This is a genomic window from Lactiplantibacillus pingfangensis (genome assembly GCF_005404945.1).
Classification (GTDB): Bacteria; Bacillota; Bacilli; order Lactobacillales; family Lactobacillaceae; genus Lactiplantibacillus; species Lactiplantibacillus pingfangensis.
This window is the reverse complement of record NZ_BJDG01000034.1, coordinates 1-22801: the sequence shown is the minus strand read 5'-3', so window position 1 is coordinate 22801 and position 22801 is coordinate 1. Positions and strand designations below refer to the sequence as shown.

Sequence of the window (22801 nt, the reverse complement as noted above, 5' to 3'; positions counted from 1 at the left end):
GGCCCATACTAAAAACTCCTCCCTAAGTAAACAAGCTTTAATTATTTGCTTGTCTACCTAAGTAGGAGTATAGCCCACGATCATATTTTTATTAACGCACTCCTTTTTTATGACGAAAAAGGCGATGAATGCTTCTTAGCAACGGGCGATTTACTAGAATTGGAAGACGTCGTCGCTGCCGATATTCGACAACGGATTAGTCGTCAATATGGGATTGCCATGGATCATGTCATTATCGGCGTTACTCATGATCACCACTCAGTGCGTGATTATCACCGAAGCTGGGAGTTCGGTAAATTTAGTCAGAGTTATTATGACTTCTTTGTCAACAGTTTCCTTGCAGCTTTTGAATCATGCCGTGAGACATTAACCGAAGTCACCGTTCAATATGGTCAACGTGAGGTCTTCGGTTACTATAGCAATCGCAATCATCCTAATAAACCCTCTGATAATGCCGTCAGTGTCATCAAGTTTATGCAAAACGGTAAGGCTATCGCTGGAATTGTTAACATGGCCGTTCATTCCACCGTTTTAGGTCCCGACAATCAATATTTAACCGCCGACTTGGCTGGTAATACTTGTGCTAAATTAGCCGAAGATTGGGGATTCTTCCCACTAATGTTGATTGGCTGTGCGGCTGATTCTAGCAATCGCTATGAACGCCAAGGTCGTGACTTCGCAGAATTAGAACGTGTTTCAACCGGACTCGCCCAGGCAATCGGCCAGATTCAGACACCTAAGACTGTCACGCTCGGCAAAATCCGAACCCTAACCTTAAGTCATGAAGTGGTCAACGACAAAAAAATTTATGATCAAAAATTAACTCAAATGATTGCAGACTTAAAGAGTGGTGTTAAAAAATCCGTTGGTTCACAACCAATCAGTGCCATGATTGAAAAATGTGATCAACAACTTAAGCAGCCACAATTTCATGATTTATTAAGCCTCCAGCTCCTCGATATTGGCGACTTACGTCTCTTCGTCTTTCCTGGTGAGCTGGCTTCTGCCGGGGCCAAATTACTACGGGCCGCAACTGACAAAACGGTGTTGATTGCAGGCTACTGTAACGGCTTCCACTATTACTTCTTACAAGCACAGGATTACGGCTTGTCTTTTGAAACCATTGGAAATCCGGTTCCTGCTGGCACATTCGAAGAAATCATTGCTAAATTCGTCAACGGTAGTCAACTACTAGACGTATACGAAAAAAACAACTAACTCACATTAAGGAGCCATAATCGGGACTCTATCATAAAAATCGATTATTGTATGTCAATTAAATTTGATAAATACAACAATTGAAAGGGTTGTTCAAAAATGGATTACAAACCATTAGCTAAAGACATTCTTGAGAATGTCGGTACCAAAAGTAACGTTCAAAGCATCACCCACTGTGTGACTCGGGTTCGATTCGTTTTAAAAGACGAGTCTAAAGCCAATGATGCCGCGATTAAGAACTTAGATGGCGTTCTGGATGTCATCAAACAAGGTGGCCAATATCAAGTCGTGATTGGCCCGAGTGTTGGTAGTGTTTATGACGCCATCTTAACGATTGCCAAGTTTCCCGATAGTGTTATCAGTGGCAATGACGAGTCGGCCCCAACTGGTGGCGAGGACGACCAAAAAGGTTTCTTGAACAAAGCGCTCGGCCTAATTAGTTCAATCTTCATTCCCGTTTTAGGCCTATTATCTGGCGCTGGGATGATCAAAGCGATCCTCTCACTTTGCACCGTGACTGGCTTATTAACTGACAAGAGTGGTACTTATATTATTCTAAGTGCTTTAGGTGACACGCTATTCTACTTTTTCCCAGTCATCATTGGCTGGAGTGCCGCTCGTAAATTTGGCCTGAAAGAAATCTATGGCGTTACGTTAGGGGCATTCTTGGTTTACCCAACTTTAGCTACTGCCGCTAGCAGTACCGCCGTTTCAACAATTTTCAAGGGCACCATCTTTGCCTTGAAATACAAACTAACCTTCCTAGGGATTCCGGTGGCATTACAGTCCTACGCCAGCACCGTTATTCCAATCATTATCATTGTTTGGTTTGCCAGTTATGTTTATAAGTATTGTGACAAAGTCATTCCCGATGTCTTAAAAATGGTCTTCGTGCCCTTCTTCACACTATTAATCGCTGGGATCGTGAGTTTAATTATTATTGGCCCGATTGCCATGATCTTACAAAATATTTTGAGTGACACCGTTCTTTGGTTAGTTGGTCTTAATAAGGGAATTGCCGGGTTCTTGCTGGGCTTCTTCTGGAGTATTTTGGTTATGTTTGGCTTACACTGGGCAGTTATTCCATTCTTTGCAATCGACGTCGCCCATTATGGCTACGATGTCATTAATCCCCTGATCTTTGCTGGTGGGTTAGCCGTGTTAGGCTCAGCTGTTGGGGTTGCGATTCGCGCACGTGATGAACGCGTTAAGAGTATGTCAGTCGCTGCAGCCATTTCCGCTTTCTTTGGTATTAACGAACCAGCACTTTACGGTGTTTTAATTCCCCGAAAGAAGATTCTGCTAACCTCCTTCACCGCTGCTGGGATTGGTGGGGCAATTGCTGGGTTCTCCGGTTCAAAGCTTTATTCATTCGGTGCTAGTGGCATTTTAGGATTGCCTTGTTTTATTAACCCGAAAGGCATTGATGCTGGCTTCATTGGTCTTTGTATCAGCGGTATTGTGGCCTTTGCCGTTGCCTTAATTTCTGCCTTAGTTTTAGGCGCTAAAAAGGATGTCAGCGATTCCAAGCCAAGCCAAAAATTTGTTGAACATAGTGATGTTTATGCTCCCGTTGCCGGTGAAAGCTTTGACTTGACGACAGTTAACGATGACGTTTTCTCAAAACTAATTTTAGGTGATGGGATTGCGATTAAGCCTAATGAAGGTAAAGTTTATGCCCCCGCTGCCGGCGTTATTCGCGTCGCTTATCCAACTGGTCATGCAGTTGGTATGGTGACCGATGACGGTGAAGAAATCTTAATCCACATCGGTATTGATACGGTTAATTTACAAGGCAAACACTTTACCATGCACGCTAATCAAGGCATGCGCGTCAAAAAAGGCGATTTACTCGTTGAATTTGACGAACCGGCCATTACTGCCGCAGGTTACGATACAACCGTTATGATGGTCGTCACTAAGTCAGATCGTCTTAAGAGCGTCATGCCAACCAAATTCGGTCCCGTAACCAAGGAAACAAAAGTTTTAAATGTCGAATTAAAAGAATTAACGACTGAGGCAGATGCTGCAGCCACTGTAACCAATTAAGTTTTAACGACAAGGAGAGATTCAGATGATTATTGATGCCAATGTCTACTGGTTACCAGCCGAATTATTTACTGATGAACCATTACAACAAAAGTTTGTGCAAGCAGTTAACAATGGCCGTGATTCAAAAGCCATCGTTAGCACCCTACCTGATGGCTCAAAGAAATTTGTGATTGAAGAACCCATCGGTCAAAGTAGCCTTGATTACTTTCAAAATGACTACACGCTTGACCACCAGCTCCACGATATGGCTGCTGGCCACATTGATCAAGCTGTCCTGAAGTTACCAGGTTGTCAAGAATGGCTAGACTTAGACCTTTGTAAGATTTTTAACCGAGCCGTTGCAAAACATGTTCAGGCCAGTCATGGTCGGATGGTCGCTTTAGCAACTGTGCCACCTTATGGCACGCCGGAAAATTTAGCCGAACTTGATTATTGTATTGATGAACTAGGTTTAAACGGTCTGCAACTCTCAACCCATTATCAAGATGGCTATCTTGATAATCCGGCTTACCGAAGCTTCTTCCAACATGTAGCATCAAAGCAGATTCCCGTTTACATTCACCATTCACCAGTACCGATTGAATACAACGCGATTAAAGACTATGAAAATCTGCGTCGCTCTTATGGTCGTTGTGAAGATCAGATTATTGCCATCAGTCGCGAAGTTTTCAGCGATTTATTCGAAGAACTGCCTGATTTGAAGTTAATCCATTCAATGCTAGGTGGTGGCTACTTCACATACAAAACGATGTTTCTACCACATGACTCTGGCAATGGTCGCTTTGATACTAATACAAGTAGCATTCAGAACCGTCTAGAAAACAATATTTATTATGAAGTTTCCCACGCTCAGCCTTGGGGACCTGATAATCTTGAAATCGCAATGAAGGTTTTAGGTGCTAACAATGTGGTTTACGGTTCGTCATATCCGGTTAAAACTGCTTGGATGACTGAAGGGCCAAAGATGATTCAAGCTTTAAATGCGCCAGAAACCGACCGAGCTAAGGTTCTCGCTGGTAACGCACAACGATTGTACAACTTATAACACCAAAAAACGTTCACACCAATTTCTTGGGTGAACGTTTTTGCTTGCAGGTAACAACGCCATAACTAGCGCTTCAAAACAGTTCCGGTACTCATTCCGCAAGATTGGTCACAACTGCTTGCCGTCGCTGTTGCCAGCGCTTATTTAATTCTAAGACAATCGTTGGGACGAACATGCCAACAATCGCAAACACCCAAGCACTCGCAGGTAATGCCACTAGGCCAATCAAATTGCGAAGCCCTGGAATTGCCGCAATTGCAATGACCACCGCCACACCAACCATTAGCGCACGGTTTAAAGTTGGGTTGCGTTTCATGCTCATGACCGTCAGCGGTTCACGATCCTTGATGGCATAAATATCAATCATCGACCCAACCGCCAAGACAAGGAAGACCATCGTCATCCCGACTTCAGCTTGATTTCCAGATAAGACAAAGCGTCCCAGTGCATAAAGTCCTAAAGTTAAAATTGTGAAGGTGACGGCACGTAAGCCTAGTCGTCGCCCAAGACCGCGAGCCAGGATACTTTCATCACTGCCAACTGGCGCCTGTTGCATCGCAGTTGGTTCGCCGGGTTCGCGACTAATATAAAAGCCAGGAATCCCATCGGCCAACACATTGATAATTAAGAGCTGTTCCGCCAACAGCGGCGCACCCCAACCGAACAACACCGCCCCAACCATTAAGAAAATTTGGGCAAAGTTGACGCCGACTAAAAACTCAACAGCCTTCAAAATGTTTTGATAAACTGTCCGGCCTTCCTTAACTGCGGCAATAATCGTGGCGAAATTATCATCTGTCAAGATCATATCTGCGGCACCTTTTGAAACCTCGGTCCCAGTAATGCCCATGGCAATCCCAACATCCGCCGCTTTCAAGGCCGGCGCATCATTCACGCCATCACCGGTCATGGCGACCGTCGCCCCGGTTGTCTGCCAAGCTTGCACAATACGAATTTTATCCGTTGGTGAGACCCGAGCAAAGACCGCAATGTCTTTAATTTGCGCAGTTAAGTCGTCATCTGATAAGCCGCGTAGCGTTTCACCAGACATCACGCGTTGGCCAGCTGTCAAAATGCCGATTTCTTTAGCAATCGCGGTCGCCGTCACTAAATGATCGCCGGTAATCATCACCGGCTTGATTCCGGCACGTTTCGCTTCTTGAATCGCTGGCATAACTTCTGGCCGCGGTGGATCAATAATTCCGACAATGCCGGCCAGTGTGACATCCTGATTGACTGCTGCCCAGTCCGCACTCGGATCAGCTTGTTTCGGCATCACCTTGTAGCCAACTGCCAAGACCCGCAATGCAGCTTCACCAAATTGGTCATGGGCTACTTGCGCGGCCGCGTCATTGGCGGCATGTCGTTTCAACGGCAGCCGATCTAAGGCACCTTTGACAATCACGAGTTGTTGGTCATCATTTAACGCATGGACCGTCGTCATCATCTTTTTCTTGGAATCAAACGGATCTTCTGCCACGCGGGGGTAATCCTGTTCAAAATCGGCCCGACTCGTCTCATTTTTAGCTAACCAGCGCACAATCGCCAATTCGGTGGCGTCGCCCAGCGCTTGCTCGACCCCGTCCACTGTCTTAATCTCGGCGTTGGTCGCCAGTCCCAATGATTGCATCAATTGCCGCGCAGCTACCGGAACTGGTTCACTGGCCGACTTAATACCCGTTTTTGGCGTCCAATATTTGGTAATCGTCATTTTATTTTGCGTCAACGTCCCAGTTTTGTCAGAAGCAATCACATCAATGCCGCCAATGGTTTCAACGGCACTCACTCGACGCATGATAGCATGCCGTTCCGCCATTCGTTTCACCCCATGTGACAAGCTAATCGTCACAATAATCGGCAAGGTTTCCGGCACGGCCGCAACAGCCAATGAAATCCCAATCATCAAACTGTCAGCAACCCCTTGATTTTGCACCCAAATACTCAGGGCAAAAATCACGAAACCGCCTAAAATCGCGAATGTGGTTAACCAACCAGATAGCCGGTTCAATCGGCCTTGTAGCGGTGTGGCGCGTTTCTTCGTTTTATTTAAAAGTCCGGCAATTTGGCCTAACTCGGTCGCCATCCCAGTGGCAACAATCTGAATGACCGCCGTGCCACCAGTTACCGCAGTGCCAGCAAAAGCTTGCTGCACTTCGGTGATTGTCGTGTCAACCTGATAGGCGTCCTTTTCAACCGGCACGCTTTCACCCGTTAAAACCGCTTCGTCAATCGTCAAATTAGCACTTTCAGTCACGATAGCATCGGCTGGAACTTGGTCACCGGCTTTCAAGAGAACTAAATCTCCAGGTACAAGTTGTTCAGCGGCAATCGTCTGCGCCACATTTTCACGCCGAACGGTCGTCGTCGGCAGACTCATTGACTTCAGCGCGGCCAAGGCCTTTTCCGCGGAAGCTTCTTGATAGAGACCAATGGCGACATTAATGATTAAAATTGACCCAATCACAATGGTTTTCATCCAGCCACCATTTTGCGCAATAGCCATGTAACTTGCCAAACCAACCGCGAATAATAAAACTAATGATGAAACATCACTGAGATGTTGCCAAATTTTACGCCATAGTGGGGGTTGCCGACTTGCAACCAATTCATTGATCCCGAATTGGTCCAGTCGCGCAGCCACCGTTGTTGCATCTAATCCGGACTTGGGCGTTAAGTTAAGTTTGCTTAGCTTACCGTTGCTCATAATCGTCTCCTCTACTGTGATTATCGTTACAATTGCTATTAACTAATGATACCGCATACATTTAGCCGATTTTTGCCCAGATTATGAAGAAAGTTTGTAGATTACGCTCGGGACCGTTGGGTTGTCAGGTTCTTGAAAGTTAACTTGAGGAAAAAATCTGCTTGCTTTTAGATTAGTCAACTAGCCGTTGTAAGCAACCGACGCTTCTAACTTAATGATGAGTGTTTCACCAGTCAGCAATGTTGTGCTATGCAAGATAAGACAGCACAACGTTGCTGCTTGACTCCGCTAAGCCTAATTAACTGAAGGTTGGGACTGATCACATCGGTCGTGATGGTGGGTAACATCGGCCGTTTTTGCCGACGTTACCCCACGGACGGTCCGGGATACTTTCGCGTTTTGAAAGAGTTCCGGGCGAGGTCCAAGACGTGCCTGGCTTGGACCGGTCCCACGGCCGCATGTGATCAGTCCCAACCGGAAGCGGCATCTTTCGACTGCTACCGACATAAAAATTTCGCTTGTAAGCTGTCATGACTAACTTAATCTGCGTTAATATTGTTATAATAGAAATTAACTTATAAGTGGAGGCCCGGCGAATGCAAATCAAATTAATCTCAACCAGCGATGTTCATGGCTATTTAGCACCTACCGACTATAGTCGGCGTGACCGGGTGGTGCCTTTTGGTCTCAGTCGCGCGGCGACCATGATCCATCAGCTCACGGCTGAAGATAACGACGAAGTTTGGCCAATTGTGATTGAAAATGGCGATTTTGTGCAAGGCTCGCCGTTGACGTATTTCATTGCGCGCCGTCATCAAGAAGCGGCACCCCTTTATTCACGGTTAGCTAACTGTAATCATGTTCAGGCCGGAATCTTTGGCAATCACGAATTCAACTATGGGCTCGACTTTCTCGACCTATGCGAATCTGCTCGCAATTATCCGATGCTAGCAGCAAATATTCATGATGATTTGAACCGCACGCTGTTTGCTAAACCCTATACGATTCTGGAACGGGCCGGCGTTAAAGTTGCCATTCTCGGTTTAACGACCCAATTCGTCTCACGTTGGGAACTGCCTAGTCACCTGGCTGGGCTGCATTTTACCGACGTCGTCGAAACTGCGAAAGAATACGTGCCAAAGTTGCGCCAACTCGCAGATGTCGTCGTCGTGGCCTACCACGGTGGACTCGAACGTGACCCGAAAACTGCCCTACCAACCGAACGTTTAAATGGTGAAAACCGTGGCTCAGCACTTTTGGCAGAAGTTCCAGGGATCGACGCCTTGATTACTGGCCACCAACATCGGCGCCTAGCCGTGACGACACAAGGTGTGCCAGTCACCCAACCTGGCATGAAGGGCACGAACGTTGCCATGATTACATTGGATTTAGATGAACATAAACAAGTCATTCAACGCAAACCCGAAGTTTTCAGTGTTAAAACTAGCGAGCCCAATCAGCATGTCATGCGTTTATTGGCACCGATTAACACGCAAATGGAAGATTGGCTCGATACGCCATTAGGCAAGATTAACGGTAGTATGCTAGTTCATAGTCATTTACAAGCGCGCTTGCATAATCATCCGTATCTTAATTTTATCAACCAAGTTGAAATGGCGGCGACCGGCACCGATATTGCGGCCACTGCGCTTTTTAACGATGATGTTCCCGGCTTGAAGCAGCATGTGACCATGCGAGAAGTCATGAATAGCTACGTTTATCCGAACAAGCTCGCGGTTGAAACGATCACTGGCGCTGACTTAAAACAAGCCTTAGAACGTTGCGCCAGTTATTTCTTATTAGTCGCTGGCAAAGTCATCGTCAATCCCGAATTTTTGAAACCGAAATTACGCCATTATATTTATGATATTTATAGCGGGATTGACTATACATTTGACTTAACACGACCAATTGGTGAGCGTGTCGTTCAACTCGATTATCATGATCTCCCAGTCCAACCAGAGCAAGCTTTAACCGTCACATTGAATCATTATCGCGCGGGTGGCGGTGGCAATTATCCCATGTTTAGCACAGAAAAAATTGATCGCCAACTTTCAACTGATATGACCGTTTTGATTGCGGATTACTTCGCTGAGCACCCGGTTGTGACCGCGATGCAACCAACGAACTTCAAAGTTAACTATTAACTAAAAAACGACCAACCTCAAAACCTGACTTCATTTGTCAGTGCTGAGGTTAGTCGTTTTTTAGTCGTGCTAAACAATTCGCAAGCCAAGCATCAGGACGCCCATAGTGATTGGCGCTAACACGGTGCTTAGTAACTGGGTTGCCACATAATCATCAGCCGGTAACTGTTGTCGAACCGCAAGCATCGTTGGAATTGCCGCGGTGGGAATGGCTAACGTGATGACAACCAATTGTTGGGTTAGTAGCGCGGTCCCCATTAAATGCATTCCTAGCCAAATAATTAATGGTAACCCTAAATTTTTCAAACTGACATTTCTAATTATCGGCCAAGTTAATTTTAACTGGTGTGCCGCTAAAATTAAGCCGATTGCGAACAAGGCGACCCCGCCCGCAGCTTGACCGAGTTCAGTAAATAACGTCAACCACTGCGTTGGTAAGCTAAAGCCAATCAAGTTTAGGGTAAAGGCTAAAATTGGTGCCCACACCACTGGCTGTCGACTTGAGACTAGTAATGTTCGCCACATCAACTGCCAGCGGCTGGCCGTGGCGTCTTTATCAACTAAGGTCAGCAAAAACACACTCACCGGCACTTGAATCAAGTTCATGTAGAGACCGCCAAGCGCCACTAGTAACACACTGATCCGACCGAAAACGATTAACAAGACGGACGTCCCCATGAATGGTACCGAGGGGCTCGCAATTGATAAGGCATTCAAGGTCGCTGATGACAGATTTTGACCGCCCAGGCGTTGCAAAATCACTAAAACAATCAAGCCGCCTAGCATGCCCACCGCTAACCAAGCGGCCACTGGCAAATTCTGTAAAATAACGCGGCGTTTTAAAGTTAAAATGCCCCCAAACAAACTCAAGGGAAGCGCATAGACCATCAAAAGCTGAATGAGCACATCACTAGTATTGCTCGGAAACTGCTGACGCCAACCTGCCCAATAACCTAATCCCAAAGTAACAACAATCGGTAAAATGGCTAATAATAACGTGGCTAACATGTGCTCACCCTCTCCAAAACTTGAGTTGGCTTGAGTGTAACACAGCAGTCAGCGGGACTTAGCCGACCAAATCACCAACAAAACGCTCCCCACCTTACTTTTCAAACCACTAGTCTTACTCAGCTTCGACTTCAAAAGCCGGTCGGTCGACAAAGTTTAGAAATCACGTTTTTTCAGCGAAACTCAGCAAACTTCTTTTAGTTAACCTGACTAAAGCCGATAAACCACGGCTTTGAGTCGTGCAGAAATCTTCGGCTATTTTTAACCGTCAACAACTAAAGGGTGCAAGGTGGCGACTGGCTCAATGATTTTCAATAATCAAATCAACCGTTTTTAACGTCATTTACTTTATAACCATTGGCCTAGCTGAAGGGCGTCGCTGATTGCATCGGACGTGAAAGTCCCGTTTGAGCGGCGGCTTTTGCCGATCTTACGGGACGGACGGTCCGGGATAGTTGCGGTTTTTGCAACCATTCCGGGCGAAGGTCAAGACCGCTCCTCAGGCTTGACCTGGTCCCTCGTCCGCATGTAATCAGCGATGCCCGGAAGCGACAACGTTGACTTTTTTCGTTACCAATGTACTGGTATGACAGTATTTTTGCTTTTCAACCTTTAGTCAACAACAAAAAAAGTGCTCAAGCCCAGACAAGCTGTCCAAACTCAAGCACGACTTTTAACTGTTATCCTTAGAAATTAACTTGATCAGGATCGTTAGCTAAGCCAGCGACACCGTGCATCCCGTCGATTGTTTCCATATCAGCAGCACTCAATTCGAAATCAAATAATTCAGTATTTTGTTCAATCCGGTCCGCATGAACGGACTTTGGTAATGGCAAGAAGCCATTTTGTAATGACCAGCGTAAAACAACTTGGGCAACACTCTTATTGTACTTCGCCGCAATCGTCTTCAATTCTGGAATACCAAAAATCTTCCCAGTGCCAAGTGGACTGTACGCTTCGGATAAAATACCGTGCGCTTCATTATAAGCTACAACTTCGTCTTCCATATCGCTAGGATTTAAGAAGATTTGGTTAACTGCTGGCACAACTTTAGCCGTTTTTAATAAGACATCTAAATGTTTTGGCCGGAAGTTAGAAACACCAATGGCCCGAGCTTTACGACTTGCATAAAGTTCTTCCATCGCTTTCCAAGTATCCGCAGTTAATTGTTCAAAGTTATCCCGCATAGCAGCTGGATTTGGCCAATGAATCAAATACAGATCCACATAGTCCAAACCGAGCTTTTGTAATGAGGTTTCTAAAGCAGCCTTAGTGGTGTCATAACCATGATCCGCATTCCATAACTTCGTCGTGACAAATAGGTCTTCACGGGCAACGCCACTGTCCGCAATGGCTTTGCCAACGCTATCTTCATTGCCATAAGCCGCAGCAGTATCAATATGCCGATAGCCAGCCTTTAAAGCCGCTAAAACTGAGTCATAAGCAACTTGACCATCAGGGGTTTGCCAGGTTCCAAAACCAACGATTGGAATCTTAGTCCCATTATTTAAACTATACGTATCGGTGAGCTTTGTTAATTCTGTCATCGAGATGCCTCCAGTATTTTATTTACACCTTGATTTTCCCGTACTTGGGGGCCAATGGTCAAGCAATCTGTTCCCAAATGAGTGACTCGTCATCGTTTTCGTGAGAAAATACAAGTATTCTAACTTTAAGTGAGGCTGGTGGCATGACCGAACCAAAATTATTAATGCAAACAACGCTATTAGCTGGCGCCATTCTCCTTGAAAACGGCGCTGAAATCGCCCGGGTTGAAGACACCATGCATCGGATTGCCACCAACGCCGGTTATCCAGATGCCCAAGTTTTTGTCTTGTTAACCGGTATTACCGTCTCCCTACCAGAAACCGATGCGAGTCAAGTCCGAGCCATTCATCAACGTGGGATGGACTTAGAAAAAGTGGATCAAGTCAACACCCTTTCTCGGCGCTTTGCCAGTCGGGAAATCACGCTCACTGAATTTTCAGCCGCCTTAGCGCGCGTCAATCAAGCCGTGCCGACCTTTCCATTCAGTTGGCTAGTCGTTGCGGCTCTGGTTGTCAGCGTCCCACTAATGGTCGCCTTTACCGGTCATGCCACACCCGCCGATTTACTGACTTGTGGCTTAGCTGGTATGGCTGGATTTGCCGCCTATTATTGGGTCAATCGTTTAGGCCGTATCCGTTTTTTAAGTGAATTCGTGGGCGCCTTTGTGATTGGGTTGATCACGCTAATCGGCTTTTATTTAACACAAAACAACTATCACCCAGACGCCATTATTATTGGCGCCGTCATGCCGTTAGTTCCGGGCGTTGCTATCACCAATGCCGTTCGCGATACGATGACCGGCAATTTACTCAGCGGTCCCGCCCGCGCCATTGAAGCCATCTTGTCGGCCTGCGCGATCGGTTTAGGTATCGCCCTGACCTCAATTTTTTATTAAAGGAGGCACCATCCCATGTGGTATTGGCTTGTGACAACTGGCTTATTACAATTCATCCTCGCCTATCTCGCTACGGCGGGCTTTGGCGTCTTACTAAATATTCCACGCCGCGCGGTTAATCTCAGTGGTTGGGTTGGTGCCGCCGGCTGGGTGACTTACGAGGCGCTCTACCAAGTTTTACCAATGACAATTGATGTGAAGCTAGCGATTGGTAACTTAGTCGCCGCGATCGTCATTGGCGTGGCAAGCGGACTCGCTGCGCATTACAAACAGATGCCGATGATTATTTTTAACATCCCTAGTCTCGTGCCATTGGTACCTGGCGGCCAATCTTATCGCGTTGTCCGTAACTTAGTGACTGGACACCCCGACATTGCTAACCAGTATTTGGCACAAGTCGTCATTATCGCCGGCGTCATTGCTATTGGCTTTCTCATTGCCGAATTTATTAATCGACTGACCTGGCATCTGGCCCAAAAACAAGCGTAAAATGGAAAAAATTCTCGCCATGAAAGACTGCATTCAGCTTTCGTGGCGAGAATTAACTTTAAACTGAAGGTTGAAAAGACAAAAGGACTCGTAAACACTGTTATATAGGCAACAGGAACCTCCAAACTAGTGGCGATCCCGCTCCGGCAGGCAGAAATCGCTGTGCTATGGTGGGACTGTCCCAGCCACAGTGCGGTCTGGAACTTCGATTCAAAGCCGACAGACCGCGTCTTTGAATCGCCCTGTAAGATTAGGCGGCCAGAACGCCGACCAATCTTACCGACACAGCACAACGATTTCTGCCTGCCTACGCTAAATCTAGTCTAAAAACAGTTAAATTAGCTGGAAGTCGCCGCTGATAGCATCGGTCGTGAAGGTGGCGTTGGGTCGGCATGTTTTTTGCCGGCGTTACGCCACGGACGGTCCAGGACACTTGTGATTTCTGCAAGGGTTCTGGGCGAGGGACAAGACGTTTCTCAGGCTTGACCCGGTCCCTCGACCGCATGTTATCAGCGGCGACTGGAGGCAGTCATGTCAACTAATCTTCATGCCCTAATCATTGACATGGCAGTGGTTACTAACGATTTTGATCTTTCAACCTTTAGCTTAAAAGCTAAAGGTTGATCCTAAACTCGTTGTGAGCGCTCCGTCAGAGAATCCCTCACAATAGATGATAGATAATAATCACATGTTTAATTGGCTTTGACTTACTCTTGCGACTCATCGTTAATCACCCAATTCGTTGGGAGACTTAACCTTCTTCGTGAGTGCGGCTAACATGCGGTCGGAGTCAATGATTGGTGTTGCCCCAAACCGACCTTCTAAATAACGTTTCATATAGCTAATCCCATTTCTAGTTGTATGCCGCGTATCCTTAAAATCAAAAATTGCATTCAAGTCACTTTCACCCTTAAAGTCCTTTTCGACTAAGTAGATTTGATCTACTCGAACTTCTGAATCCAACAGTTGGAGCTCATGGGTCGTGAGAATAAACTGGTTCTGATTCGCCTGTGAATTGAAAATTTTAATCATCGCTTGTGATAATTCTAAATGAAGGGAATCATCAAACTCATCAAATAACAACGTTTTATCATTACTAGTCAATTCAGCATTGATAAAAGCCAATGCAATCATCAAAATTTTCTGAGTTCCCCGAGATTCGCGTGCAATTGCAAGCCTAGTTTTGCCTATTAATTGGCCATTTTCATTATATTTTTTATGAACGGTGAATAGCTGATTCATCATGGCCGGTGCAACTGTCGGATTGGACCAAGCTGCTGGTTGTTCAGTCACTTCTAAATCAACAATATTGAAATCTGCAAAATGTAAAAAAGTTAACAGCTGCGCTTTGATGCTTTCATCCTGTGCTAGACCAAGTAACTCGCTAACCACCGGTGTCACAGCGTAATCACCGACAAAAATCAGATTTTCCGCAAACCAAGTAAACGCCTCCGTTGCCAAGGCATCATTATGTTGTTGTGCCGTAAATAACAAAAGTGAGTTTTTCTTAGTCATCTGGTTAATTTCTCTAATCAATTTCGATGAACTCTCAACAGTTGTCCCATTGCGAACAAAATATGGTTTCACACTAGTCTTCAAAACCAACTCTAGCTTTTCAGACGTCACTTGCTTTCGATTGTATGAAAAACCATACCTAAAAGTATGTTGCGTGGTTGAAAAAGTCATCCTGAAAACCGTATCTTTTGTATCTGAACGATCATCAAAACTAAAATTATCAACCGATAATGGTTCCGTAACTTTCGTCGGATTGTTCAAAACCATTGTCTGCATCTTTTGAATGCCATCTAATAAATTGGATTTTCCAGAACCATTGGGCCCAAAAATCAATAAATTTTTTAAAATCGTCGTCGTTGCCGTTTTTAAAGTGTTTGTCTGGCGGTACTTACTTAATCTTTCACCGACTTCCGCCGATAAACTCGTTTCAGATTTAAAGGATTTAAAATTTTTCATCGTAAAATCAATTAACATTTGGGCCACTCCCTTCTGTATTGAGCTTATTTTAACACTTAATACAGAAAAAATGTGAACTGGTGACTATTATAGTTGCATTTAGTTAGATTATAGGTAAGGCTTGGCAATTTTTCTGTTTTAAACACAAAAAGGCCTCTCCTGAGTTGAACCACGTCAACTCAAGAAAGGTCTGATTTAGTTAGTTTTTAGTGAACCAATGTAAAGTAGGCAATGACTAATGCCCCTAAAACAATTCGATACCAACCGAAAGCTTTAAAGTCATTTTTCTTAATGTAATCCAATAAGAAGCGGATTGACAAGTAAGCGACCACGAAAGAAACAATCACCCCAACGGCCAAAACGGCGCCTTGTAAGCCCGCCAATGAATTGCCATGACTAAAGTACTTGTATAGCTTCAACAGTGACGCCCCAAACATCGTTGGAATCGCCATGAAGAATGAAAATTCAGTCGCCACATAACGCGACGTCCCAATCAAAATAGCCCCTAAAATAGTGGCCCCAGAGCGAGAAGTCCCGGGCACTAAAGAAAGTAATTGGAAACAACCGATGAAGAGTGCCGTCGTATAAGGCAACGTCTTCAGATCACCAAACTTCGGTGACAACTGCTTGTTATGATTTTCAATCACAATGAACAGAATCCCGTAAATAATCAAGGTCGCTGAAACGACGGCCCAGTTCATCAAATGGGCATCCATCCAGTCATTTAACGGTAACCCGATAATGACTGATGGAATCACTGCTAAGATAACTTTACTCCACAGAATCCACGTATCGCGTTTTTCATTGCTACTCTTACGAGGTGATAACGGATTTAATTTATGGAAATATAGCACAACCACCGCCATAATCGCCCCTAATTGAATCACAACGTTGAACATATCCGTGAACTGCGTTGATTGTTGCATCTTAATGAACTCATCAACTAACACCAAATGTCCAGTTGAACTAATTGGCAAGAACTCGGTAATCCCTTCGACAATCCCCAGGATGACCGCTTTAATCATATCTAACAAGGTCAGATTCCTTTCTTTTAAGCCGGAAGCGCCCCATGCAAGTCCGGTGTGATCACAACTTCCCCGACAATTCCGCCAGATGGTGACGCTTGTGGCTTTTGCTGCCATCTGGATGAAGCTATTTAATTATAGCAATGCTTGACCTGAGTGAATAGCATTTGAAAGTAAGAAATTTGTAAAGTTTAGGCCGATAATGCCGCTAACGCAATCTCGTAGGCCTTTTTAGTTTGGTCATCAAAGCAAACAATCTGAATCAACTGAACCGATTTAGCAGTCGTTGCAGCCGTTTCCTGCAAGGTTCGCAGGGCGATTTCTGCCGCGAGCTCGAGGGGAAAATGATACACCCCAGTGCTAATTGACGGAAACGCCACCGTTTGGCAACCGTGTGCTGCCGCGAGGGTTAAACTATTCCGGTAACTGTTGGCTAGCAGCGTCCGTTCATGATGCTGCCCACCACGCCAGATTGGCCCAGGAGTATGTACCACATACTTTGCCGGCAACCGAAAACCAGGCGTTAGTTTAGCTTCTCCGGTGGCACAACCATTTAATGGCCGACAAGCAGCCAATAATGCCGGTCCGGCTGCACGATGAATCGCCCCATCAACGCCGCCCCCACCTAATAAACTCGTATTGGCGGCATTCACGATCGCGTCCACCTGACTTTTCGTAATATCACCCAACACAATTTCAATTTTAGCCAAGCTTAATCCCCCCTAACAATCAGCGCCACACTGGCCATCGCTTGTTGCTTTAGTTGGGCGGCGCCTAGATGCTGTTTTGCGAGAATCTGTAACCCCGTTCGAACTTGCATCAAGCTCGCTGCCGCCGTCGCAACTGACACGGATAAGTCACTTGCAGCTGGCGCCAATAACCCCACGAGTCGCGTTTGTAAATTCGCGTAAATTTCTTGGGTTTGATTGGCAATCAGCGTGTCTTGATCACCTAATTCCGCCATCAAATTAACCATCAAGCAACCAGCCGGCCACTGGTCACTTTGAAATGGCATTAACAGACAATCCGCTAGTATCGCGGTCAATGGCGCCCCCATCGCACGATCACGTTGAACCAATTGCGTCAGTTGTTCATCTAAAATCGTTTGATAAGCTTGGAGGCTTCGACGTAAAGCCACTGATTTACTGCGATATTGTCGATAAAATTGCGACCGTGACAATTGCCCAACTGTCAACAACTCGTCAACGGTTGTTTGACCATAGCCATGTTGCCAAAATTGTCTCATGAATGCGTTTGTCGTCGCTTGCGGCGTTAATTTTTGTGAATTTGTCATCTCGACACCTTCCTTAAAAAACTACTCGCTAACTAAATATTGAATTCCTCGGACTAAAGCGTAAAGATAACTTCCTAAAGCAATTAACGCCAGGACAGCTAGTAAAACGATCGCTAACCAACCACTATGCGCGAGGTTGTCCATATAAAAGCCAGAAACTGCTAAGGCAATTAAAAAACAGACTCCCATGATGGTTGGCAAGAGCTGGATCCAAAATGCTTGCCCCGCTGGTCGATGAACCTCTGGATTATCTCCGGTTAATGCCCAGACAATTAGTGGAAATAAGACTGGTAAAAACAATATACTCAAATAACTTAAACTATTAATCACGCGATTACGTGTCATCTCGGTCCCCACCCTTCATTAGTTACCCCGAGTATAGCGAACCAACGACCTGACAGCAAATGATAAAGAAATCTAAAAATAGTTAGGAGTCTGTCAAATTGTGCGCCCCGTTAACCACTCGAATCATCAGTCTGCTATAATTTAAGGTGCATTAGTTAAGATGCGGAGGAAAATCTTTATGATGAAGAAAAAGTTTAAATGGCTCGGCTTACTGGCCGCCTTATTGTTAGGCGTTGGGAGCTACCAGTTAGCGGCCCATGCTGATGATAGTTCTGACGAACCAATTGTGACGCTTGGTTCAAGTCTAACTAGCAGTCAAAAAAGTGGGACAATCGATACATTAACTTCAAGTTTAAACGGTTCTAATTACCAAACTTTGACCGTTAACGGTGACACCTTAGTCAAATATCTCAATCCAGCTGGTGAGAGTTTCACTAGTAGCTCGGGCGTTTGGTCAAGTGCCATGATTCAAAAGACCAGTTCCGGTTCCGGAATCAATGTTAAAATTCTCGACTATAACGGGAGCAATAACATCACCACGATTACCGCGGATCAATATAAGAATGCCGCGTTGACCGCCGGGATCACCGATGCCAACATCTATGTGACCTCAGCAACTTCGATTGACGGTTCTGGTGCGTTAGCTGGGGTTTACGCCGCTTACGCCAAAAACGGTAACGCGTTAAACACTCAGCAAGTTAACGCCGCACAAAGCGAATTAAGTACCTTGAGCGGCATTACAACTGCTAACAAGGGTAAAGATGGCTACTCAGATGCCCAATTGAATAATGCCGTTGCCGGTGCCAAAGCTGAAATGGCTAAAAAAGGTAGCAATGTCACCAAGAATGAAATTACCACCATTGTTAACCAACAAATCACTAATAATAACTTAACTAATGTCATCACCAATAATCAAAAAACAGAAATTATTAACTTACTCGTCAAGATTCGAGATTCTGGTGCCTTAGATTCTTCTAGTTTCAAGACACAAGCTAACTCATTGATGAAAAATATCCAATCAAATGCAAAGGGAATCTTCAGCAAATTGAATACCCCTGAAAATCAAAACTTACTCCAAAAAATCTGGACGGCGGTCGTGAACTTCTTCAGTTCCATCGTTAAATCCATTTTTGGCTAGGTCTAGCAACGGTCACACTGTCAATTTAGACAGTGTGACCGTTTTTTTGCGTAACTCAAAAAGCCGTCCAGCAAAACCAACATTGGTTTACTGGGCGACTTTTGTAATTTCATTATTAACTTAACTTACGCTTCAGCACGATTGTCTTCGGCAAAGCTGGTCTTTTGAGATTGCTTGCCAGCATTTTCGTTGACAAACTTGTCCATGAATTCTTCAACTAAATCCAAAGTTTGGTATTGCTTAGCTGAACTGAACATTTGACGCCAAACACGGTTCCGTTGTAATAATTCACTGAAAACAACGTGTTCAACGCGAGCACCTTCAGGCGTTAACTTCAAAACTTTATTCCGACGATCATGGTCTTCGGCTTCTTGGTATAAATAATCTTTCCGTAGTAACCGACCGATTAACCGTGAAATTGCTGACCGCGTAACGCCATGAGTTTCCGCAATATCCATCAAACGAATCTTGCCCTTTGCTTCTGCAATGTCATAAAGGATGTAAAATTCGTCCAACGTAATTCCGTGCTCCGTGGCTGGTTCCGCGAACATGTCAGCTAGGTTCTTAAAGCCGTGTAAATACATATGGCTGAATCGGTCAAAAAATTCCATATCTTCGTTCATATTAAAATCTCCCTTTCAATCTAACGGTTGAATTATGATCAGTCAATGTCCACAATTCACTCCAAAGTTTTTCTTTAATTAGTAAGCGTCTTTTATCATTTCCCCGATTTAAAGTGTACTAGTATATTTTACCAAATACAAGGAAATTTGCGTAATTTTTATATTAAATTTTTATTTCTAAACTCAGATCTATCGTTGCATGCGTGTGCAAATAGTCCACAAACTGTTCATAGTAATGATCCGTATTATACTTGGCGGTACTCAAGTAAATCTGGTTAATTTTTTCGGTAGACTCACCTAGCAATAAGTAGAACGAGTGTCCAACATTCTCTGATATCGCTTCAACACTAGCTCGTAACAACTTACGCTTGAAGAAGACCGCCATCCCACCAGATACCGAGAAGTTAATGGCATAACGAATGGCAATCGTCTCACCATCAACACCAATCGCTTCCAACCAATCCAAGGTCACTAACACTAATTCAGTCGTTAGATCTGGGCTTTGAAAGACATCGCGAATAAAATGCTCAATCTTAGGATTCTCATCCAACATTCGAAGTGAGAAGCTCATTTGAATCATGGTTCGTTGCTCCGCTGATAACGCCGTCAACTGTTCGTTACTATAAGTAAAGGCACTCAACATCAGTTCATTCAACATCGTGCTCAACAGGACGATTTTCTTAGGAAAATAGTGTTGTAACAATGATTTGCTAATATCACAGGCTTCTGCAATATCCTTCATCTGAACTAAGTCATACCCGCTTTCAGCGAACAACCGAAACGCCGTATTCACAATTTCCATGCGGCGTTGGGTATTTCTTTTTCGTGGCACCGACGCCACCTCCTTCATTATTGATGACTTGTGCTAACTACGCCACTGATTACACTTGTCATCGGTAAATACCAATTGAATTGTGCTCAGAAAATTCAATCTTGATCCCCTTTAGATAAACTATACTAATATACCATTCAATGCAACTTATTTTTCACTTTATCGTAAATTCACTTGTTTCGACTAAATAGCGTCGGTTGTCATGCTCAAAAGTTATCAATATAATTGATGAACTGCATCCACTTAATTCTTGTCCAAGAATATCAGTTGAAACGAATTATTACGATCCTTTTAAAAAGTTACAAAGTCAGTTATATTGATAAATTAAGCGCTTTCATAAGGCGAAATCTGTGGTAAACTTAATGCATTAAATGTTCGAGGAGGCTTTCAACATGAGTACTAACAATTCATACAAATTAGCCGATATCGGTCGCAGTAATCCAATCTTTTCACAAGTTCGTTCTACGATCGAGACCGCCTTTTATGGCAACAACATGACTCACATTCCGAATGTCGCTACAGCCTATGAATTAGCTGTCCAAGGGCCAGGGACCATTCAAACCGATTTACCAATCTATCGGCCAACTGATCTTGGGCTGCCAGCAGATGCTAAGATGTTAATCGACAACACCGGTAAAGTCGTTGGTCGGACTGCTCAAGCACGGCGGATTCTCGGTGATGAAGGTGTTGACGAAGCTGATATGGCTGGACGTTTACGTCAAGCAGTCTATAACGGCCAACAAAAGCACTTCATCAAAACCGACGTCCTCGTTGGTTTAGACGAAGATTTCATCGTCCAGGCGCACTTAGCAATCCCTGACGGCTATGCCAATAACTTACTCTCATATATGTTGAATTTCCAACCGATTACTGAGCATTATCAAAAAATGTTCGATAACTCAGTCGCCTATCCAGAAGGTGATATTTACATCTATGCCGACCCGAGCTATCACGATCCGGATTATCCCGATGGTTTGGCATTATTCGATCCGAAACATAACGCGGCCGCCATTTTAGGCATGCCATATTTCGGTGAACTCAAGAAATCTACCTTAACTTTAGCGTGGTCCATCGCCCATCGGCACGGCTATGTTTCTTGCCACGGCGGCTTAAAAGCCTTCCATTTCAAGGACAAGCAAGACCAAGTCTTTGCGATGTTTGGCCTTTCCGGCTCCGGGAAATCCACTTTGACGCATGCCAAACATGGTTATAAATATGACATCACCGTGTTACATGACGATGCCTTTGTTATCAACCGTAAAAACGGTAGCTCGGTGGCCTTAGAACCATCCTATTTTGACAAAACGAATGATTATCCAATGACTTCCGATGAAACCAAATACTTTATGACCATCCAAAACGTTGGTGTCACTTTGGACGACCAAGGTCGAAAAGTCCTCGTAACCGAAGATTTACGGAATGGGAATGGCCGAACCATCAAGTCCCGTTACGCTTCGACTAACCGGGTGGATAAAGAAAATGCGCCAATCAACGCCATTTTCTGGATCATGAAAGACGATAGCTTACCACCAGTAATCAAAGTGGACGATCCTGTCCTAGCCGCAACCTTTGGCGCAACTTTGGCCACTAAACGTAGTTCGGCCGAAAATATTGTTGGCGATGTTGACCGTAATGCACTTGTCATTGAACCTTTCGCTAATCCATTCCGCGTTTATCCATTATCGGAAGACTACCATGACTTCAAAGCATTATTCGAAGAACGGCACTTGGATTGCTACCTATTAAATACCGGATTTTTCGGTGACAAGAAAATCCCTAAGGAAATTACTTTAGGCGCCCTGGAAGCCATCGTCAACAATACGACTGAATGGGAATCCTTTGCTGGCTGTGATCACATGCAGAACTTAAAACTGGCTGACTTCCCGGTTGATTATGACAACACCGACTATCGTCAGTTAGTCGCGACGCGTTTAGGCATTCGGGCCAACTTTGTGGACCAATATCAACATACGCATAATGATCGTTTACCACATGAAATTACCGATATCTTGGTTAAATTACAACGTCAATTAACAGACAAGGTAACTCGTTAGCCATTCCCGCCCCGTTTTTTCCGATTTAAGGTTATAATAAAAGTATCAGTTACCGCACTGAACTTTTACGAATTCTAATAATCGGGGTGAGGAGCATGGAACTACCATTGAGCCAATTGTCAGAAAAACTGATCACATTTGAACGTCAGCACCATCTCACAGACGGTGATCTCGCTTTCGGCAGTCAATTATCTGTTGAACGGATTCACAACATCAAATCCGGCGAAGTTACACCAACACAAGACGAAGTACAACTGTTGAAAAAGTATATGAACAGTAAAGCGAAGGCTTAATTGCCTGACTACTTTAGACATCCATTAAGTTGGGTGTTTTTTTAGGCTCTATAATATCTGTTGTTGGTAATCAAGACCAATCTTGATTACTGGCAACGGATTTTTTATGTGCTTTTTATA

At 44.6% G+C, this 22801-nt stretch carries 19 protein-coding genes; 9 read left to right on the top strand and 10 right to left on the bottom strand.

The window, feature by feature from the left end; genetic code table 11:
- Nucleotides 1-159 precede the first annotated feature (159 nt).
- The 3 genes from FFM74_RS12345 (at nt 160) to FFM74_RS12335 (ending at nt 4315) form a co-directional block, all read left to right on the top strand.
- Nucleotides 160-1218, top strand: a complete 1059-nt coding sequence (locus FFM74_RS12345) for an alkaline ceramidase (protein WP_223877235.1) — start codon at nt 160-162, stop codon at nt 1216-1218.
- 99 nt (nt 1219-1317) lie between these two features.
- A complete protein-coding gene (locus FFM74_RS12340) occupies nt 1318-3267 on the top strand; it encodes a beta-glucoside-specific PTS transporter subunit IIABC (RefSeq protein ID WP_137626936.1) in 1950 nt (649 codons plus the stop codon).
- 25 nt (nt 3268-3292) lie between these two features.
- Nucleotides 3293-4315 (top strand): amidohydrolase family protein, encoded by a 1023-nt coding sequence (locus FFM74_RS12335; RefSeq protein WP_137626935.1) that lies wholly within the window; start codon nt 3293-3295, stop codon nt 4313-4315.
- 91 nt (nt 4316-4406) lie between these two features.
- Here FFM74_RS12335 and FFM74_RS12330 read toward each other — a convergent pair whose 3' ends face one another.
- Nucleotides 4407-7019 carry a cation-translocating P-type ATPase gene (locus tag FFM74_RS12330; protein ID WP_137626934.1) on the bottom strand — a complete coding sequence of 871 codons (2613 nt, stop codon included), beginning with the start codon at nt 7017-7019 and terminating at the stop codon, nt 4407-4409.
- Nucleotides 7020-7615: 596 nt separating this feature from the next.
- On the opposite strand from FFM74_RS12330, the gene FFM74_RS12325 reads away from it, so the two are divergent.
- Nucleotides 7616-9166, top strand: coding sequence for a bifunctional metallophosphatase/5'-nucleotidase (locus FFM74_RS12325; protein ID WP_137626933.1), 1551 nt, complete (start codon nt 7616-7618; stop codon nt 9164-9166).
- A 69-nt stretch (nt 9167-9235) separates the two neighbouring features.
- Here FFM74_RS12325 and FFM74_RS12320 read toward each other — a convergent pair whose 3' ends face one another.
- Both FFM74_RS12320 and FFM74_RS12315 read right to left on the bottom strand, forming a co-directional pair.
- Complete coding sequence (locus FFM74_RS12320) at nt 9236-10174, bottom strand: AEC family transporter (protein ID WP_137626932.1); 939 nt, start codon at nt 10172-10174, stop codon at nt 9236-9238.
- Between the two features lie 686 nt (nt 10175-10860).
- Nucleotides 10861-11721, bottom strand: coding sequence for an aldo/keto reductase (locus tag FFM74_RS12315; RefSeq protein ID WP_137626931.1), 861 nt, complete (start codon nt 11719-11721; stop codon nt 10861-10863).
- 143 nt (nt 11722-11864) lie between these two features.
- On the opposite strand from FFM74_RS12315, the gene FFM74_RS12310 reads away from it, so the two are divergent.
- On the top strand, nt 11865-12617 hold the full coding sequence (locus FFM74_RS12310) for a threonine/serine exporter family protein (RefSeq protein ID WP_137626930.1): 753 nt from the start codon (nt 11865-11867) through the stop codon (nt 12615-12617).
- Nucleotides 12618-12632: 15 nt separating this feature from the next.
- Entirely contained in the window at nt 12633-13106 is a 474-nt protein-coding gene (locus tag FFM74_RS12305) for a threonine/serine exporter family protein (protein ID WP_137626929.1), read from the top strand.
- A 726-nt stretch (nt 13107-13832) separates the two neighbouring features.
- On the opposite strand, the gene FFM74_RS12300 is transcribed toward FFM74_RS12305, so the two are convergent.
- From FFM74_RS12300 to FFM74_RS12280, 5 genes are all read right to left on the bottom strand, one after another.
- On the bottom strand, nt 13833-15095 hold the full coding sequence (locus FFM74_RS12300) for an AAA family ATPase (RefSeq protein ID WP_137626928.1): 1263 nt from the start codon (nt 15093-15095) through the stop codon (nt 13833-13835).
- 188 nt (nt 15096-15283) lie between these two features.
- Nucleotides 15284-16111: an undecaprenyl-diphosphate phosphatase gene (locus FFM74_RS12295; protein ID WP_137626937.1), complete on the bottom strand. Its 828-nt coding sequence runs from the start codon at nt 16109-16111 to the stop codon at nt 15284-15286.
- Nucleotides 16112-16293: 182 nt separating this feature from the next.
- Complete coding sequence (locus FFM74_RS12290; protein WP_137626927.1) at nt 16294-16812, bottom strand: O-acetyl-ADP-ribose deacetylase; 519 nt, start codon at nt 16810-16812, stop codon at nt 16294-16296.
- Between the two features lie 2 nt (nt 16813-16814).
- Nucleotides 16815-17396 (bottom strand): TetR/AcrR family transcriptional regulator, encoded by a 582-nt coding sequence (locus tag FFM74_RS12285; RefSeq protein WP_137626926.1) that lies wholly within the window; start codon nt 17394-17396, stop codon nt 16815-16817.
- 21 nt (nt 17397-17417) lie between these two features.
- Nucleotides 17418-17741 (bottom strand): magnetosome magnetite crystal formation protein family, encoded by a 324-nt coding sequence (locus FFM74_RS12280; protein WP_137626925.1) that lies wholly within the window; start codon nt 17739-17741, stop codon nt 17418-17420.
- Between the two features lie 181 nt (nt 17742-17922).
- Between FFM74_RS12280 and FFM74_RS12275 the strand changes: the two genes are divergently transcribed.
- Nucleotides 17923-18879, top strand: a complete 957-nt coding sequence (locus FFM74_RS12275) for a DUF1002 domain-containing protein (protein ID WP_414672082.1) — start codon at nt 17923-17925, stop codon at nt 18877-18879.
- Nucleotides 18880-19004: 125 nt separating this feature from the next.
- Here FFM74_RS12275 and FFM74_RS12270 read toward each other — a convergent pair whose 3' ends face one another.
- Nucleotides 19005-19502 (bottom strand): MarR family winged helix-turn-helix transcriptional regulator, encoded by a 498-nt coding sequence (locus FFM74_RS12270; protein ID WP_137626923.1) that lies wholly within the window; start codon nt 19500-19502, stop codon nt 19005-19007.
- Nucleotides 19503-19665: 163 nt separating this feature from the next.
- Nucleotides 19666-20304: a TetR/AcrR family transcriptional regulator gene (locus FFM74_RS12265; RefSeq protein ID WP_171000743.1), complete on the bottom strand. Its 639-nt coding sequence runs from the start codon at nt 20302-20304 to the stop codon at nt 19666-19668.
- A 422-nt stretch (nt 20305-20726) separates the two neighbouring features.
- On the opposite strand from FFM74_RS12265, the gene FFM74_RS12260 reads away from it, so the two are divergent.
- Both FFM74_RS12260 and FFM74_RS12255 read left to right on the top strand, forming a co-directional pair.
- The gene (locus FFM74_RS12260) at nt 20727-22388 is read left to right on the top strand and encodes a phosphoenolpyruvate carboxykinase (ATP) (RefSeq protein ID WP_137626921.1); all 1662 of its coding nucleotides are present in this window, start codon (nt 20727-20729) and stop codon (nt 22386-22388) included.
- A gap of 95 nt (nt 22389-22483) precedes the next feature.
- The gene (locus FFM74_RS12255) at nt 22484-22681 is read left to right on the top strand and encodes an LBP_cg2779 family protein (protein WP_137626920.1); all 198 of its coding nucleotides are present in this window, start codon (nt 22484-22486) and stop codon (nt 22679-22681) included.
- Nucleotides 22682-22801 lie beyond the last annotated feature (120 nt).